General features: G+C 65.9%; 13 protein-coding genes and 1 pseudogene. 12 read left to right on the forward strand and 2 right to left on the reverse strand.

The window, feature by feature from the left end; genetic code table 11:
* Window positions 1–73 precede the first annotated feature (73 nt).
* A complete protein-coding gene (locus VAE54_RS02715; RefSeq protein WP_322800395.1) occupies window positions 74–1057 on the reverse strand; it encodes a P1 family peptidase in 984 nt (327 codons plus the stop codon).
* Window positions 1058–1324: 267 nt separating this feature from the next.
* Here VAE54_RS02715 and VAE54_RS02720 point away from each other — a divergent pair, with 267 nt between their 5' ends.
* The 12 genes and pseudogenes from VAE54_RS02720 (at window position 1325) to VAE54_RS02775 (ending at window position 16865) form a co-directional block, all read left to right on the forward strand.
* Window positions 1325–2809 (forward strand): LysM peptidoglycan-binding domain-containing protein, encoded by a 1485-nt coding sequence (locus tag VAE54_RS02720; protein ID WP_322800396.1) that lies wholly within the window; start codon window positions 1325–1327, stop codon window positions 2807–2809.
* 423 nt (window positions 2810–3232) lie between these two features.
* The gene (locus tag VAE54_RS02725; protein WP_322800397.1) at window positions 3233–4588 is read left to right on the forward strand and encodes an ATP-binding protein; all 1356 of its coding nucleotides are present in this window, start codon (window positions 3233–3235) and stop codon (window positions 4586–4588) included.
* A gap of 88 nt (window positions 4589–4676) precedes the next feature.
* Window positions 4677–6977 (forward strand): GAF domain-containing sensor histidine kinase, encoded by a 2301-nt coding sequence (locus VAE54_RS02730; protein ID WP_322800398.1) that lies wholly within the window; start codon window positions 4677–4679, stop codon window positions 6975–6977.
* Window positions 6978–7153: 176 nt separating this feature from the next.
* Complete coding sequence (locus VAE54_RS02735) at window positions 7154–8110, forward strand: sugar-binding transcriptional regulator (protein ID WP_322800399.1); 957 nt, start codon at window positions 7154–7156, stop codon at window positions 8108–8110.
* Window positions 8103–10160 carry a pyruvate dehydrogenase (acetyl-transferring) E1 component subunit alpha gene (gene pdhA / locus VAE54_RS02740; RefSeq protein WP_322800400.1) on the forward strand — a complete coding sequence of 686 codons (2058 nt, stop codon included), beginning with the start codon at window positions 8103–8105 and terminating at the stop codon, window positions 10158–10160. The genes VAE54_RS02735 and pdhA overlap by 8 nt, the downstream gene beginning before the upstream one ends.
* Window positions 10160–11482, forward strand: coding sequence for a dihydrolipoamide acetyltransferase family protein (locus tag VAE54_RS02745; protein WP_322800401.1), 1323 nt, complete (start codon window positions 10160–10162; stop codon window positions 11480–11482). Before pdhA ends, VAE54_RS02745 begins: the two co-directional genes overlap by 1 nt.
* Window positions 11483–11493: 11 nt before the next feature.
* A complete protein-coding gene (locus VAE54_RS02750; protein ID WP_322800402.1) occupies window positions 11494–11988 on the forward strand; it encodes a PTS sugar transporter subunit IIA in 495 nt (164 codons plus the stop codon).
* Between the two features lie 15 nt (window positions 11989–12003).
* Window positions 12004–12297: a PTS sugar transporter subunit IIB gene (locus VAE54_RS02755; protein ID WP_322800403.1), complete on the forward strand. Its 294-nt coding sequence runs from the start codon at window positions 12004–12006 to the stop codon at window positions 12295–12297.
* Window positions 12298–12484: 187 nt separating this feature from the next.
* Window positions 12485–13876, forward strand: coding sequence for a PTS galactitol transporter subunit IIC (locus tag VAE54_RS02760; RefSeq protein WP_322800404.1), 1392 nt, complete (start codon window positions 12485–12487; stop codon window positions 13874–13876).
* Between the two features lie 203 nt (window positions 13877–14079).
* Window positions 14080–15426 (forward strand): annotated as a pseudogene (locus VAE54_RS02765) (PTS galactitol transporter subunit IIC).
* A gap of 24 nt (window positions 15427–15450) precedes the next feature.
* The gene (locus tag VAE54_RS02770) at window positions 15451–15849 is read left to right on the forward strand and encodes a cupin domain-containing protein (protein WP_322800405.1); all 399 of its coding nucleotides are present in this window, start codon (window positions 15451–15453) and stop codon (window positions 15847–15849) included.
* The gene (locus VAE54_RS02775) at window positions 15846–16865 is read left to right on the forward strand and encodes an alcohol dehydrogenase catalytic domain-containing protein (protein WP_322800406.1); all 1020 of its coding nucleotides are present in this window, start codon (window positions 15846–15848) and stop codon (window positions 16863–16865) included. Before VAE54_RS02770 ends, VAE54_RS02775 begins: the two co-directional genes overlap by 4 nt.
* 60 nt (window positions 16866–16925) lie before the next feature.
* On the opposite strand, the gene VAE54_RS02780 is transcribed toward VAE54_RS02775, so the two are convergent.
* Window positions 16926–17125 (reverse strand): hypothetical protein (locus VAE54_RS02780; RefSeq protein ID WP_322800407.1); only part of this gene is annotated, 200 nt, incomplete at its 5' end.

Below are 17125 nucleotides of genomic sequence, written 5' to 3' on the forward strand. Positions count from 1 at the left end.
TCCTTTCCCCGGATTCGTCGTCCGGGGCCACGCCCACCGATTGGCCTCCTGCAGGCAGCCGCCCGAGTTGCCCCTACTGAAAATCCCGCCATGCGGGGATCCCGGGGACGCCTTCGGCAGCTCGGATCGCGCGGATCACGGCCTCCGCCACCGCCTCAGCGGCGAAGGCGCCGATGATGCTGACATCGGCCTCCTTTTCGCCGGTCGCCAGCGCGAACATCGTATCGCCGTCCAGCATGGTGTGCGCCGGGCGGATGGTGCGGGCGAGGCCGTTATGGGCCATCTGGGCGACTTTGTTCACTTCCTCCTTCGATAGCCGGGCGTTCGTCGCGACCACGCCGATCACGGTGTTTTCAGGGATCCGCCGGCGGAAGCTCAGGGAAACCTGGCCGGCCAGGACGCGCAGGACGGCCATCGTGTCGGCGAATCCCTGGCCATCCGGGCGACGGGCGCCCGCCAAGATGGCGCCGGTGTGGGGGTCCACGACATCGCCGAGGGCGTTGACCGCGACCAGCGCGCCGACCCGAATCCCATCTCCGATCTCCAGGCAGGCGGTGCCGATCCCTCCTTTCATGGCATATTGCATGCCCAGGATCTTGCCCACCGTTGCGCCGGTTCCTGCCCCCACGTTGCCTTCGGGCACCGGCCCATCGGTCGCGGCCTGACACGCCGCGTAACCCATCGCCGCGTCCGGGCGAACCCGGGGATCGCCGATCCCCAGATCATACAGAATCGCGGCCGGGACGATGGGCACCCGTCCGCCCGGGGTCTCAAACCCCACCCCCTGCTCTTCCAGATAGCGCATCACGCCGGAGGCGGCGTCCAGGCCGAAGGCGCTGCCGCCCGCCAGCACCACCGCGTGCACCTCCTGAACCAGATGCATAGGACGCAGGGCGTCCGTCTCCCGCGTCCCCGGCGCGCCCCCGCGCTGATCCATACCGGCAACGGCGCCCTTCTCGCAGAGCACGACCGTAACTCCGGTGAGCGCCTTCAGATCGTGGGCGTGGCCCACGCGAATGCCCGGCACATCGGTGATCGCATGGTAGCGTAACGCCATTTCCCTCCTCCCATCCCGGAGAGGGCGGGGATCGCCCAGGAAGAGACATGAAGGGAATCCCCTTCCATCTTAGCAGCGTTCGTGATCCCAGGGGGAACCTCCGGCGGGGCCTGCATGGAACGGCCGGGGTTCGATCCCTTCCTTTGAATTCCCATCGGGATCATAATCGTGGGGAGGCGCTGTCCACGGATGAGGGGCGCGGATGAACCGGGGATCTGATCGGGCGGCAGGCGGGGATTTCCATCCTTCGGGTCCAGGGATGCTGGGATGGCGTGCGGTGGATTGACCTTCGGGATCCGGAAGGCGCGACGTGCGCTCATCGGATGGATCTGTCTGGTCGGGATCGCCTGTCAGGCCCGGGCGGCTCCGGAGGCGCCTTTCCCTCTCGGGACCCCGGAGCGTCTTCCCGCGATGTCCCCACCTGCGGTGAGGACGCCCACGCCGGATCCTCCGCGCGCCGGGGTGGATCCGGATCGGGAGCTGTATCTGGTGCAGGCGGGAGATACCCTGGCGGCTCTGGCCCCGCAGTTCCAGACGACCGTGGAGGCGATCCTGACGCTGAACCCCGGGCTCGATCCCCAGCGTCTTCAGGTCGGGCAACCGTTGTGGATCCCGGTGGGGGTGAAGGCCCAGGGGCCGGCGCTCAAGCTGATCCCGGATTCCGAGCTGGTGTATGGGCCCGCATATCGGGATTTCTCCACCGCAGAGGCGATTCGCCGGTTGGGCGGTTATCTGAGCCGCTATCAGGAGATCGTAGGGGGAAGGGTCTGGACGGGGATCGAGATGGTGGAAGAGGTGGCGCGCAACCATAGTGTGGGCCCGCGGGTGTTGCTGACCCTGCTGGAGATGCAAAGCGGCTGGGTGCGCGGGGAACCGGCGGATGACCGGGCCCGGCTTTACCCGATGGGCTGGCAGCAGCCGGGTTACGAGGGCCTCTACCGGCAGTTGAACTGGGCGGCGGATCGGTTGAACGATGGCTATTACGGCTTTAAGGGGCGCCACATGTGGACCATACGGTTCGCCGATGGGCGGCGGGTGCGGGTGGCCGATGGTTTGAACGCCGGGACGGTAGCGGTGCAGGCCTTCTTAGCCGCAGTGCTCCCTCCCGAAGCCTGGGCCCGGGCGGTGGGTCCCTCGGGGTTCCCAGCGGTCTATCGTGCGCTCTTTGGGGAACCGTTCCGCCCGGGGCCAGCGCCGTCGATGCCTCCGGAACCCGCTTGGCAGCTGCCATGGGGGGATGGAGAGCTTTGGTATTTCACGGGCGGGCCGCACGGGGGCTGGGGGAATGGAGCGGCGTGGGGCGCGCTGGATTTCGCGCCGCCGGATGTGGAGGGATGCGCCATCTCCCGCTACTGGGCGCGGGCGGTCGCGGATGGCGTGGTGGTGCGCACAGGGGAAGGCATCGTGGTTCTGGATACGGATGGGGATGGGCGGGAGGAGACCGGCTGGGTGATGGTGTATCTTCACATCGCCGCGGAGGGCCGTGTCCCGCCGGGCACTCGCGTTCGGGCGGGGGATCCCCTCGGGCATCCCTCCTGTGAGGGTGGGTTTGCGGACGCGGCTCATGTCCATCTGGCCCGCCGCCTGAACGGGGAGTGGGTGCCGATCGAACCCGGGCGCCCCTTCCGTCTCGGGGGCTGGGAGGCCCTTCCCAGCTTCGCGCTCTATGAGGGGACGATGGTTCGAGGCGATGAGCAGAAGATCGCGTGTGCGTGTAAAGATGAACTCCGCAACGGGATCCGGGCGCCATGATCCATCCGCAACCGGGCGCATCCTCGCTCCCTTAATACTGCCTTCTGAAGTGGATTTCCCCAATCCCTTTCGCCTCGGCAATCCAAAAATAGCGCCCGCAGCCGTGACACCGAGTTATGGTAGGCGGCATGGGCAGCATCGGCGCGATCATTTTGCCGTCCGTCCACCAGCGCGCTCCGAACGTATTGCCCGATAGGAGCGTAGGAACGCGCATGAGGGTCTTGCACGGAGCACATTCAATAACCCGATCCGGACCCGGCACCATCGCATGACCTCCAGCAGGGAAGTGGAGGGGCCAGGCGAAGCGAAGAGGCGAGGGAACAGCTAGCCTTTCTCCTTCCTGATCTCCGCCTGACTGCATTAGTCTGCCTGCAACCCGTAATATAATCATAGACGCTCGTTCAGGCCATAGGGGTGCCCTCCATGCGGGACGGTTTCCGCAAGCCCGGGGTGTTGCAGGCGTTTTTGAGCGATCCGGATCCTCAGGAGATCGCCGAAACGCTCGTGGCCTTCGCCAACACGGACGGCGGTGTCCTGGTGATCGGGGTGGATGCGGAGGGCAAAGCGATCGGAGCGGATCCAGAGGAAGTGGAGGACGCCCTCCGGCAGGCCATGCTCCGCTGCCGCCCCCCCATCCAGATCCGATGGGAACTGAACGAGGCGGATGGAAGAACCATCATCCTCCTTCACGTCCCCCGCAGCCCGGAGCTCCACAGTCTGGACGACGGTCGGGTCCTGATCCGACGGGGAGCGGAGAACCGACCCCTGGAAGGGCGGGAGATCCAGCAGCTGGCGGCGATGAAATCCGTCGGCGACTATGAGGCGGAGGTGGTCCCGGGTGCCACCCGGGAGGATCTGGATGAAGCGATGATCGCGGAATACCTCGCCAAGCGGGAAGCCCGTCAGCGCCGGCCCATCGCCGGAGGTGTGGAGGAGCTGCTGGTGGAGATCGGGGCCCTGACCCCCTCGGGGCAGCCCACGGTGGCGGGGATCCTGTTGTTCGGCAAGCAGCCTCAGCGGTTCCTCCCCCAGAGCGGCGTGGTGTTCGTCAAATATCCGGGGACGACCCCGCATGGCGAGGAGGGGTTGCCGGGATATGCGCGTCGGGAGGAGATCGGGGGTCCGCTGGCTCGGGTCGTCGAGCAGGCGTGGAAGATCGTGTGGGATGAGATGCAGGTGGGGGCCGTGGTGCGAGGCCTGGAGCGCGAGGAGCGGCCCGAGTATCCCCCCTTTGCGGTGCGAGAGGCGATCGTCAACGCGGTGTGCCATCGGGATTACCGGCTGCGGGGCCGTCGGATCGAGATCCGGAAGTTCGCCGATCGCCTGGAGGTCAGCAGCCCGGGAGGGTTACCCGGGCATATCACGCTGGATAACATTGTGGACGAGCATTATTCCCGGAACCCGCGGATCGTCTCGGGGTTGTTCTATTGGGGATATATCGAGGAGCTGGGCCTCGGGATCGATCGGATGATCGAGGAGATGGTGCGGGCCGGCCATCCCCAGCCGAAGTTCATCGCCCAACCCTATTCCTTTACAGTGATTCTCTATAATCGACAGGAGCGCCCGCCGGTTCCCGTGGGGGAGCTCCCCATGAACGAGCGCCAGCTGAAGGCGCTGCAATACATCCGGGAGCACGGGCGCATCACCAACCGGGAATACCAGCAGCTGTGCCCCGGGGTCTCCCCTGAGACGCTTCGGCTGGATCTGGCGGATCTGGTCCGGCGCGGGATCCTCCTGAAGATCGGGGAGAAGCGCGGGACCTACTATATCCTCAAGTGAAGGGATCTTTGCGAAGCGCGGAACGCCCCGGGAGCCCTCTCCGCCGCTTTATCCCAAAGATTTCCCAAATCGGGTTGGGGATAACAACATGGTTAACTGGTCGCCGCCGTTTCCGATCGTTGGTGGGATTCCGCTGGGTGGGATCCTGGCCCTGGGGCTGCTCGGGGTTTACGGGTTGCTGGTCGGGGGGAGGTTGAGCGGGCAAAGCATCGGCCCGGGGATGGGGATCGCGCTGTATGAAGGCCTGGGCCTGCTGTGGCAGGGAAGTTGGGCGATCGCGGTCTGGGAAGGAGCCCCTCCCCTGATGCGGTTCACGGCCTGGAACCTCGCGGGCTTTCTCCTCTCTTTTCTCCCCTTTGCCGCCTGGCTCTGGATCTGGCCGTTCCTGGGTTGTTCCCTCCCCCGTTATGGGCGGGTGGGGATCGGCCTGGCGGGGGGGATGGCGCTGATCGCCGCGGTGCTTCCCTATCGCCCCGAGACGGGGCGGCCCCTGCTGACCTGGTGGCTGGCCGCCCGATGGCCGGGTGATCCGACGCTGGCCTCCTGGGGGGTCCGGGAGGTCCTGTGGGGGATCGGGACAGCGGTCGGCCTCGGAAAGCTCGGGTGGACGTATCGGCGCACCGCCCGGCCGTTGCATCGGAACCGGCTGGCTTACGGGCTTCTGGGCGCCCTGCTGATCACGCTGGGGGAGGGTCTGGCGTGGACCCCCCGGGCGGACTGGATCATGCTGGGGTGGGGGATCCGGGCCGCAGGGATGGGTCTCATCGGGGTGCTCTCCCGGCTTTCCGAGTTGCCCTCTCTGCAACGCATCGGACGGGCGCTTGTCGTTTTCATGTTCGGCTGGATCCTGCAGGGCAGTCTGATCGGAGGCGTCCTGGCCGGGCTCCGATGGATCCGCGATGGCCATCTGGCGCTCATCCCCGCTGGGATCGAGATCGCCCTGGCTGCGCTGGTGGTGGCCCTGATGACCATGCTCCTCGGCTGGCCGCTGCAGCAATGGCTCCGACGCCAGCTCCTGCCCTCTGTGGAGGATCCCGCCGCCCTGGTCCGCGGGTATGCCCAATCCATCAGCAACCTGCTGGACATGCAACAGGTCGCGCGGGCCGCTTTTGCCGTGTTGCAGGGGGCTTTCGGGCTTCGGCAGGGGTGGCTGATTTTGTTCGAAGATCAACCCAGCGGTGGGGTGGAAGCCCGGGCGATCGCGGGCCTGGGGGAGGCCCCCTCGGAACCGGGCCGCCTCGCTCCAGACAGCCCGATCCTGCAGGCGTGGCAGGAGGGTCGGCCCCTCACGCAATATCAGATCGACTTCGGGGCGGCTTTCCGGGGGGCGAGCGAGGAGGAGCGACGCTGGTTACAGAGCCTGGGGGTGGAGCTCTTCGTTCCCATCCGATCCCAGGCCGTGCTGCTGGGCTGCCTCGCCCTGGGGGCGCGGGGCGGCGTGGCCGCCTACACCTCGGCGGAGGTGGATCTGCTGGCCTCGATCGCGGAGCAGACGGCGGCGGTGTTGCAGAACATCCGCCTGGTGGAGGACCTGCGGCGCTTGAATCTTCGCCTGGCGGAGCTGAATGAAGATCTGGCGCGGACAGCGCGACGCCTGGAGAAGCTGGACCGGGCCAAGACCCATTTCATTGAGATCGCTTCCCACGAATTGCGCACCCCTCTGACCCATATCCGCGGGTATGCGGATCTGCTAACGGAGGCCCTGGGGGAGCAGGGGGAAGCGGATGAAACCCTGGGGCGGATCCTTCAGGGGCTTCGCCGCTCGGCCCTCCGTCTGGAAGAGATCGTCAACGCTATGCTGGATATCTCCCAGATCGACGCGGAGGCCCTCTCGATCTATCCGATCTCCATCCAGATCCCCACCCTGATCCGCATGGCGGTGGAGCCTCTGGAAAGGGCGATCGCCGAACGCCGCCAGCGGCTGATCCTCGAGCCCATGGAGGATCTCCCCGTAATCTACGGGGATTTGACCCGTCTGGTGCAGGCCCTGCGTCACATCGTGCAGAACGCCATCAAGTTCACACCCGATGGGGGGACGATCACCATCCGCGCTCGATCTGTTCCCCCGGAAGAGGGGGAGGGATCGGCGGCGTATGTGGAGATCGCCGTGCAGGACACGGGGATCGGGATCGATCCGGAGGATCAGGCGCTGATCTTTGAGAAGTTCTATCGGGTGGGGCCGATTGAGCTCCACTCCACCGGATCGGTGAAGTTTAAGGGCGCGGGACCGGGTCTGGGGTTGCCCATCGCCCGAGGGATCATCGAGGCCCACGGCGGGCGGATCTGGGTGGAAAGCCCGGGCTACGATGAAACCCGATGCCCGGGAAGCACATTTTATATCTGGCTCCCCGTGGCCCCTCGCGCAGGAGAAACACCGAGCAGGGAATAGAGGGCGGGAGCTCCAGGCAGGACCAGGGTGCGGACAGCCTCGCTGTCCGCACCCTGGTTGTTTCCATAAGAAGTGCAGCGTGTTCGTATACCCCCTGTTCGTGCCTTGACAGCAGGCTTTCTTATGCATACAATGTTTCTGAAAAGTTGATCTCATTTTCACATTTGTGAGCCCCCATGGACGACGAGCGGCTGGCGGAGATTGCGTCCTGGTATTACGAGGAGGGGCTGGATCAGGCGGCGATCGCCCGGCGGCTGGGCTGCTCGCGTTCGATGGTTTCGCGTTACCTCAAGGAAGCCCGGGCCCGGGGCCTGGTGGAGATCCGGGTTCGACATCCCCTCAAGACCGATCCCCTTCTCGCGAAAGCCCTTCAGGGCGCTTTCCCGCTTCGCGAAGCCCTGGTTCTGGCGGATCCCCCTTCCGATCCCCGTTCGCTCCTGCGCCGCCTGGGGGAGCTGGGGGCCCGGGCGTTGCAACAGCGGCTGCGCCCCGGGATCCGCATTGGGGTGAGCTGGGGGACGGCGGTATACGAGGTGGTGCGGGCGATGCCGGAGCTTCCCGTGAGCCGGGCCCAGGTGGTTCAGATCATCGGCGCTCTGGGCGCCGGCGATCCCATGATCGATGGTCCGGAGCTCGCCCGCTGGCTGGCGGAGAAGCTGAACGCTCCGGTCCGCCATCTCCACGCGCCGCTGCTGGTGGAGGGCGAAGCGGTGGCCCAGGCCCTGCGAAGCGAGCGGGCGATCGCCGAGACCCTGGATCTGGCCCGCAGGGTCCATGTGGCCCTGATCGGGATCGGCTCGGTGGATCCCCGGCTCTCCAGCCTGCGGCGGGCCGGCTATCTGACGGAATCCGATCTGGAGGCGCTTCGGGCCGCCGGGGCCGTAGGGGATGTGCTGGCCCGGGCCCTGGACGCGGAGGGGAACCTCCTGGATCATCCCCTGAACCGTCGGGTGATCGGCCTGGAGCTCGAGGCGCTGCGTCGGATCCCCACGGTGATCGCTGTGGCCGGGGGCGTCGCGAAGGCTCCCGCGATCCGGGCCGCGTTGCGCGGCGGCTATCTCGATGTGCTGGTCACCGATGCGGAAGCTGCTGCCGCTGTCTTAACTCTGGAGGGAGCGATGGTCTATGCATGACACACCGACGGTTTCCGCTCTGGAGGTCGCCCTTGATCTCCCCCGGGAGCGCCTGATCGAATGGCTCTATCAGATGCATCTGATCCGGGCCTTTGAGGAGACGGTCGAGCAGCTCTACGCCGCGGGGAAGATGCACGGCACCATGCACCTGTCCATTGGCCAGGAGGCGGTGGCCGTGGGGGCGATCGCCGCTCTCCGTCCGGATGACTATATCACCTCCACGCATCGCGGCCATGGCCATGCCATCGCGAAGGGGCAAGATATCCGGGCGATGCTGGCGGAGCTGCTGGGGAAGGAGACAGGCGTCTGCCGGGGACGGGGCGGGTCGATGCACCTGGCGGATCTGGAGCGGGGGAACCTGGGCGCCAACGGCATCGTCGCCGGCGGGATCCCGATCGCCGTCGGCGCGGGGCTCAGCATCCGCATGCAGGGGCAGGACCGGGTGGTGCTGTGCTTCTTCGGCGACGGGGCGGCCAACCATGGCAACTTCCATGAGGGCCTGAACATGGCCGCCATCTGGCGGCTCCCTGTGGTCTTCCTTTGCGAGAACAATCAATACGCGATGTCCGTGCCGATCCGGAAGGCGATGGCAGTGCCCCGGGTGGCAGACCGCGCGGCTGCCTACGGCATCCCCGGCGAGACGGTGGACGGCATGGACGTCCTGGCGGTCTACCGGGCGGTGCGCACGGCGGTGGATCGGGCCCGGCGTGGGGAAGGCCCCACCCTCATCGAAGCGATCACCTATCGCTATAAGGGGCATTCGAAGAGCGACCGCCAGGTCTACCGCACGAAAGAGGAGGTGCAGGCCTGGATGGCCCGGGATCCGATCGCCCGCTTCCGCGCCTGGCTGATCGCTCACGGATGGCTCTCGGAGGCCGAAGCGGCGGGGATCGAGGCGCAGGCCCGACAGGTCGTTGAAGAGGCCCTGCGGATTGCAGAAGGGGACCCTGAGCCCCGGGTAGACCAGCTGACCGAAGGGGTCTATGCCGAGGATCCCCATATGCCGCCCCTCTGGATCCGCCAGACGTTTGGGCCGGGAACGGCCGTGGAGCCCCCTCCGGGGACGCGGGAGCTCTCTTACGCGGAGGCGCTGCGGGAGGCGATGGCTCAGGCCATGGCTGCCGACGAGCGGGTCTTCCTGATAGGCGAGGACATCGGGGTCTACGGTGGGGCCTTCGGGGTGACCCAGGGGCTGATCGAGCGGTTTGGGCCGGATCGGGTGCGGGATACGCCGATCTCCGAGAACACCATTGTGGGGGCCGGGGTGGGGGCCGCCCTCACCGGCATGCGCCCGATCGTGGAGATGCAGTTCATGGATTTCGTCACCCTGGCGATGGAGCAGACCGTCCTCCAGGCCGCCAAGGTCCGCTACATGTTCGGGGGGAAGGCCCGCGTTCCGCTGGTGCTGCGGCTCCCCGGAGGCTCCGGCACAGGGGCGGCGGCTCAGCACTCCGAGAGCCTGGAGGCGTGGTTTGTGCACGTGCCCGGATTGAAAGTGGTGGCGCCCGCCACGCCCTACGATGCCAAAGGGCTGCTCCTGGCCGCCCTGGCCGATGAGAACCCGGTGATCTTCGTGGAGCACAAGCTGCTCTATCGAACCCGCGGGCCGGTTCCGGAGGAGCCGTATGTGGTCCCTCTGGGACGGGCAGCGGTGCGGCGGCCCGGGCGCCACGTGACCGTTGTGGCCTATTCCGTAATGGTGCTGCGTGCTCTGGAGGCGGCAGAGCGGCTGGCGGCGGAAGGGATCGAGGCGGAGGTGATCGATCTGCGCACCCTGAAACCCTATGATGCGGAGACGGTGATCGCCTCGGCGAGGAAGACCGGCCGGCTGCTGATCGTGCACGAGGCGCCGCGGCTGGGCGGCTTCGGGGGGGAGCTGGCCGCCGCCATCGCCCAGAGTGAAGCCTTCGCGTATCTGGAGGCGCCCATTGTGCGGCTGGGCGGTGCGGATGTCCCGATCCCCTATCATCCGCGCCTGGAGCGGGCGGCGGTTCCCCAGGTGGAAGATATCGTCGAGGCGGCCCGGCGGCTGGCACGCTTGGAGATCTGATGGAGGAGGCTTGGGAACGCATGCCGGTCCCGGTGATCATGCCCAAGTTCGAGATGGCTCAGGAGAGCGGGAAGATCCTCCGCTGGCTCAAACAGGAGGGAGAGCCGGTGGCGAAGGGCGAGCCCATCCTGGAGGTGGAGACCGATAAGGTCGCCATGGAGGTGGAGGCGCCGGCCAGCGGGACCCTGGTGGGGATCCGGGCGGGGCCTGGCGAGGTGGTGCCCATCGGCCAGCCCATCGCCTACATTCTGCAGCCCGGCGAAGCTGGGGAAGCCCCTTCCCCCATGCCCTCCGCGCCGGCGGTTCCCCAGGTCCCCCGGGCGACCCCGGTGGCTGAGCGCATCGCCCGGGCCCATGGCGTGGATCTCCATGCGATCGCCGGCACCGGGCCAGGCGGACGGGTGACCAAAGCGGATGTGGAGGCTTACTTAGCCGGGCGCGCTCCGGTAGAAGCGGAAGGGAAGATCCCCGCGGTCCCCGCGGCGCGGCGGCTGGCCCGGGAGCTGGGGGTGGATCTGCACACGGTGCGGGGGACCGGGCCCGGAGGTCGGATCCAGTCGGAGGATGTGCGGCGGGCGGCGGAGGCCTTGCGCCGGGTTGCGGAGCCGGAAGCCCCCGCCCCTCCGGCGATCCGTCGGCGGGTGCCGCTGGCCGGGATGCGGCGGGCCATCGCGGAGCGGATGCTCCGAAGCGTGCGGGAAGCGCCCCAGTTCACGGTCAGCGTGGACGTGGAGATGAGCCGGGCGCTGGCCCTGGTGGAGGATCTGGCGACGTGGATGGAGCGGGAGGGCGGGCCCCGGGTGACCCTGACGGCCTTGCTGGTGAAGGCCTGCGCCTGGGCGTTACGGCGGCATCCGGCGCTCAACGCGACTCTGGAAGGGGAAGAAATCCTGGAATGGGAAGCCGTAAACATCGGCGTGGCGGTCGCTGTGCCCGAGGGCCTGGTGGTCCCGGTGATCCACGATGTCGATCGACGAGGGCTGGTGGAGATCGCGCAGGTTCTGGAGGAGAAAGCGAAGCGGGCGCGGGAGGGACATCTGCGCCCGGAGGATGTGCTGGGAGGGACCTTCACCCTGTCGAACCTGGGGATGTATGGCGTGGACCGGTTCACGGCGATCCTGAATCCGCCCCAGGCGGCCATCCTGGCCGTGGGCCGGGTGGCGAAGCGGCCGGCGGTCGGCGAGGGGGATCGCGTGGAGGTGCGCCCGATGGCCACTCTGACCCTGACGGCGGATCACCGGATCGTGGACGGCGCCCAGGCCGCCCGCTTCCTGGACGACCTGCGGATGGTTCTGGAACGCCCGGGGATCATGCTGGGATAGGAGGACGTTGGATGGCGGAGTCCTCAGCTGGGTCGTCTACCGGGACCCAGATAGTGACGTTGTCTGAGCGCCTGGTGATCATGCGAATGGAAGCCTCCTCGGCGGAGGAGGTGATCCGTCAGCTGGCTGCCCGGCTCGAGGCGGAAGGGTTTGTCCGCCCGTCTTTCGTGGAAGCCGTGCTGGAGCGGGAGCGGACTCATCCCACTGGTCTTCCTCTGGCGGGGGATCTGCATGTAGCGATCCCTCATGCCGATGTCGTGCACGTGATCTCGCCGGCCCTGGCGATCGCTACCCTGGCACGGCCGGTGATTTTCCGCAATATGGTGAACCCCGAGGAAATGGTGCCGGTCTCCATCGTGATCCTGATGGCCTTAGATGAGCCGCATTCCCAGATTGAGATGCTGCAGCGCCTGGCGGCTTTCTTCCAGGAGCCTCAGCGTGTTCGGCAGGTTTATGAGGCTCGAACTGCTGAGGAGCTGATCCAGGCGTTGGATCTTCTGAGCTGAGACGGGGAGGTGCCTATGGCTCAACCCAAGCGTGTGCTGGTGGCGTGCGGCACGGCCATCGCTACTTCCACGGTGGTAGCCAAGGCGATCGAGGAGGGGCTGGCCGCGCGGGGCATCTCGGTGATCACCCGCCAGTGCAAGGCGGCAGAGGTCCCCGCGCTGGCGAAGGATTTCGATCTGGTGGTGACCACCACCCCTGTGCCCTCGGATATAGGGGTCCCGGTGATCCAGACGCTGGCCTTCCTGACAGGCATCGGGAAGGATCAGGTGCTGGATCAGATCGCCGAGATCCTGCGCCGCTCTGGGTAGGCCAGGGTGTTATCCGGGTTTTCGCGGTCCGTGGGGGGTAGGGGCGTGGTTTTTTCCCATCAGCGTGGATTCAAGAGAAGGAGGTGATCGGGGCAAATACACAGTCTTCGAGGTTCAGCAGGGAAACGGCTGCGGATTCTCAAAATCTCGATTTATGATTTCGACCCTCACCAGAAAGGAGGTAGCCATGGAAGTCTTCCTGAGCACCCTGAAGGCCATCATCGACAATCTAGGGGCTACGGTCGCGTTGCCGATCATCATCTTTCTGTTTGCGGTCGCCCTGGGCGCGCAACCCGGGCGTGCCTTCCGGGCCGGCGTGACCATCGGCATTGCCTTCATCGGGATCAACCTGGTCATCGGCCTGATGTGGACCAACCTGTCTGAGGTCGCCCAGGCGATGGTGAAGAACACGGGCATCCAGCGGGATGTAGTGGATGTGGGGTGGCCATCGGCCGCGGCGATCGCCTTCGGCTCCGCCGTCGGCCTCTGGGTGATCCCCCTGACGCTCCTGGTGAACATCCTGATGCTGGCAGCTCGCCTCACTAAGACGCTGGACATTGACATTTGGAACTACTGGCATTTCGCTTTCATTGGATCTCTCGTTGTGGCGGCCACGGGCAGCCTGCCGCTCGGCTTGCTGGCTGCGGCGATCGCTGCGGCACTCGCCCTGTTCTTCGCGGATTGGACGGCACCGGCGGTTCAGCGTTTCTATGGGCTGCCTGGGATCTCCATTCCTCATCTCACCACAGCTCCTGGGGTGCCCATCGCCATCGTGGTCAACTGGATCATCGACCGCATCCCGGGTTTACGGGATGTGCAGGCGGATCCGGAGGCGATCCGGCGCCGGCTGGGCGTCGCGGGGGAGCCGGTGATCCTGGGCCTGATCATCGGACTGGTGCTGGGGATCCTCGGCTTCTATAACGCCGGTGACGTGCAGACAGTAGTGGTGAAAGTGCTCAAGACGGCGATGAACTTGGCAGCGGTGATGCTGCTTTTGCCGCGGATGGTCCAGATCCTGATGGAGGGCCTGATCCCGGTCTCAGAGGCAGCGCGGGACTTTATGCAACGGCGAGCGGGGGGACGGGAGATCTACATCGGTCTGGATTCGGCCATCCTCATCGGTCACCCGGCGGCCATCTCGACGGCGCTGGTGCTGGTGCCGGTGGCCATCCTGCTCAGTGCTATCCTGCCCGGCAACCGCGTGATCCTCTTTGCCGACCTCGCCGTAATCCCCTTTGTGGTGGCGATGTTTGCCCCATTGATGCGGGGGAACATCTTCCGGATGATCATCGCCGGCACCCTCACCCTCGCGGTGGGCTTTTACATCGCCACCGGGATGGCGGATCTGTTCACTGCGGCAGCGGTGGCCTCAGGCTTTAAGATGCCGGAGGGTGCGGTGCGGATCACCAGCATCGCCGATGGCTTCCTCTGGCCGCCATTCGTCTTTGTGAGCGCCGTGCGGCTGGCAGGGGTGGTGGGGCTTCTGATCCTGCTGATCCTCCTGGCAGCAGCCCTCTTCCTATACCAGCGGAATCCGAAGGCCTGGGAGGTGGCCGCCGGGGCACCGGCCGAGGCCTGAGGGGTTTCGTCTGCGAAAAAGCAGGGGAGTGGGGGCTCCATCCTCCACTCCCCTGAACGGACACGCGAGGCCGGCCGTTCGCTGTGCCTCTGGTGGAGGTTCCAGTCATCCATCTCGACGATCGGGAGGAAGTTATGGGTGGACTTGCTCAGTGGATCAATGCGCTGATGAGCTGGATCGTCCAGACCGCGGGAGTCGCGGTGATGATGCCGATCATCCTGTTCCTGCTCGGCCTCCTCTTCGGGGCTTCACCCGGGCGGAGTTTCCGAGCCGGTCTGCGCGTGGGGATCGGCTTCACCGGCCTCTTCCTGGTGCTGGGCATGCTGATCAACGGGCTTTCCCCCGCTGTTCAGGCGATGTCCAAGCGGTTTGCCCTGCCTTTAGATATCCCGGATATCGGCTGGCCTGTTCTGGCAGCGATCAGTTTTGGAACCCCTTTCGCATTCACGGTTTTTATTGTTATTTTCGTGTGGAACCTGGTGTTGATTTTGATCGGATTTACCAAAACTCTGGATGTTGATCTCTGGAATTATTGGTCCATGGCTTATGTGTTCTCGATGATTTGGGCGGTGAGTCAGAATGTGTTGCTGGGCTTGCTGGGAGCGATGATCTAGGCCGCTTTTCTTTTCAAGCTGGCTGACTGGACGGCTCCGGTTTTAAGTGGTTATTTCAAAATGCCGGGTATTTCGTTGCCCCACGGCGATACGGTGATCTGGGCTCCGATCGGATTCGCGCTGGACGCGCTCTGGGAACGCATCCCCCGCCTCCAGGAGATCTCGATCGATCCGGAGACCATCCAGCGTCGGTTAGGGATATTCGGGGAGTCGGCCATTGTGGGGTTGATCATTGGGTTGTTGATCGGTATCCTGGCTTATTTGAAGCCTGGGATGACAGCAGAAGATGCGGCTGCGATCCTCAAATTGGGGATTACCACCGCTGCCTTCATGGAGCTGATGCCCCGGATGATCGCTTTGCTGATGGAAGGGCTGATTCCCATCTCGGATAGCGTGCGAGCCTTCATGACCCGTCGATTCCCCGGGCGCGAGCTGTATATTGGGCTCGACGCCGCCATCGTGACCGGTTTCCCCGCCATCGTGGCGACCGCACTGATCCTGATCCCGCTGGCGCTTCCCATCGCCGCGTTGCTTCCAGGGAATCGGGTGCTCCCCTTTGCGGATCTCTCAGTATTCGTCTTCCTGCTCATCTGGGCTGTGGCGCCGTCCCGGGGCAACATCTTCCGTGGGGTTCTGAATGGAGTGCTGGTTTTCATCCCCTTGATGTTGCTGGTGGCCACTGATACAGCCCCCGTGGTGACTCAGATCGCACATCCGGTCGGAGCGCAGGTGCCGGCCGGTCAGACAGTGACCGCGATGGCGGCTGGCTTCAAGACACTCTCCTGGCCGATCCTGGAGATCTTCTGGTTCCTGAGCGGCTATCGCACCGATCTTCCACGCTTGATCCTGGCGCTGGCGTATCTGGCCGTCTATTTCGGCTTGTGGGCGCTGGTTTGGCGCCGGCCTCAAGCTTTTCTGGAGGCACCGCAAAAATAGGTGAAGACAGGAGGCGGCCTCCCCATGGGGATCGTGCATCGGCGGAAGCCCGAGGGATGGGACTGGGAGGGCGTGCCCGTGGTCCCTTACACCGGACCAGGAGGAGTGTGTGGATCCCGGCGGGTGCTGATCGGCCCCCGGGAGCACGCTCGCTATTTCGTCCTCCGCTATTTTGAGCTTCCTCCCGGATGCCGTTCCAGCCTCGACGTCCATCCTCACGACCACGGCGTGGTGGTCCTGCGGGGGCACGCTCGCGCCCGCCTGGGTTCGGAGATCGTGGAGGTTCAGGCGGGCGATGTGCTCTATATCCCGCCCATGGAGCTCCATCAGTTTGAGAACATCGGCGAGGAGCCTTTCGGGTTCCTGTGTGTGATCCCGAATAAGGCGCTGCTTCAGAGGAAGCCATCGGAGGAGGAAGGATGATCGCTTATACCCGGGCGGTGATCTATCACGGCCGGGAGGATCTCCGCATCGCGGATGTGCCTCTGCGGCCCCTCGCCGAAGGGGAAGTGCTGGTGCGGATCCGGGTCTGCGGCCTGTGCCCGGGGGAGATCATGGACTGGTATATGGCCCGGAAGGCGCCCCTCACCCCCGGCCACGAGCTGGTTGGAGAGGTGGTGGAAGTAGGGCCGGGGGTGACCTCCTTCCAGGGTGGGGAGCGGGTGGTGGTGCACCACCATGCGCCATGCGGGGCCTGCCGATTCTGCCAGCGGGGCGATTACGTGCACTGCCCGACCTGGCGGTCCACCCGCCTGATCCCGGGCGGGCTGAGCATGTATGCGATCGTCCCGCCTCCGATCGTGGAACGGGATCTCCTCCCGATCCCGCCGCATGTTTCCGATGAGGTCGCGGCGTTCACGGAGCCCCTGGCGACGGTGGTGAAGGCCCTGCGGCGGGCCGGATTGCGCGCCGGGGATCGAGTGGCGGTGATCGGGCTAGGGGTGATGGGGTTGCTGCACGGGATAGTGGCGCTCCGCTGGGGCGCGGAGCGGGTCTGGGGGATCGATCGCATCCCCGCCCGCCTGGAGATCGGGGCGCAGCTCGGGCTCGCCCCGGTCTCCGCTTCCGGGGCGGCCGAGCGGATCCGCGCGGAGAGCGAGAGGCTGGGGGCCGATCTGGTCGTGGTCGGCCCCGGATCCGTGGAAGCGATCGACCTGGGGTGGTCCCTTGTCGCCTCTGGAGGAACCCTGTTGCTGTTCACGCCGACGCCCCCGGAGGCCCGCTGGCCGGTGGACGTCCACACGCTGTATTTTCGGGAGATCCGGGTGATCCCCAGTTACTCCGCCGGCCCGCCGGATATGCAAGAGGCGCTGCGCCTGCTCGCGGAAGGCCTGCCCGTGGAGCGCCTGATCACCCACCGGCTGCCGCTGGAGGAAACCCCGCGGGGCTATCAGGCCATGCGGGCCTATGAGGCATTAAAGGTGCTCGTTTATCCATAGCCGGGTGAGGTTTACGAAGGCATTCCGAATGGAATGGCGCTTCATCGCCAACCCTCCGGCTCACCGGGTTACGGCGCCCTGGCCTTCCCGCACGGCCAGGGGGAGATACAGCCAGGGGATGTTCCCCCGCACGATCACCCCCGTCCGCCAGGTCCGGCCCTCCCCATCCCGGATCAGCGCCCCATCCGGATGCAGATAGGGCCACGGACGGTTAAAGGGCGGCGCGTTCAGGATCAGGATCCCGTCCCGCTCCTCCGTCT

The sequence above is a fragment of the Thermoflexus sp. genome (assembly GCF_034432235.1).
Classification (GTDB): domain Bacteria; phylum Chloroflexota; class Anaerolineae; order Thermoflexales; family Thermoflexaceae; genus Thermoflexus.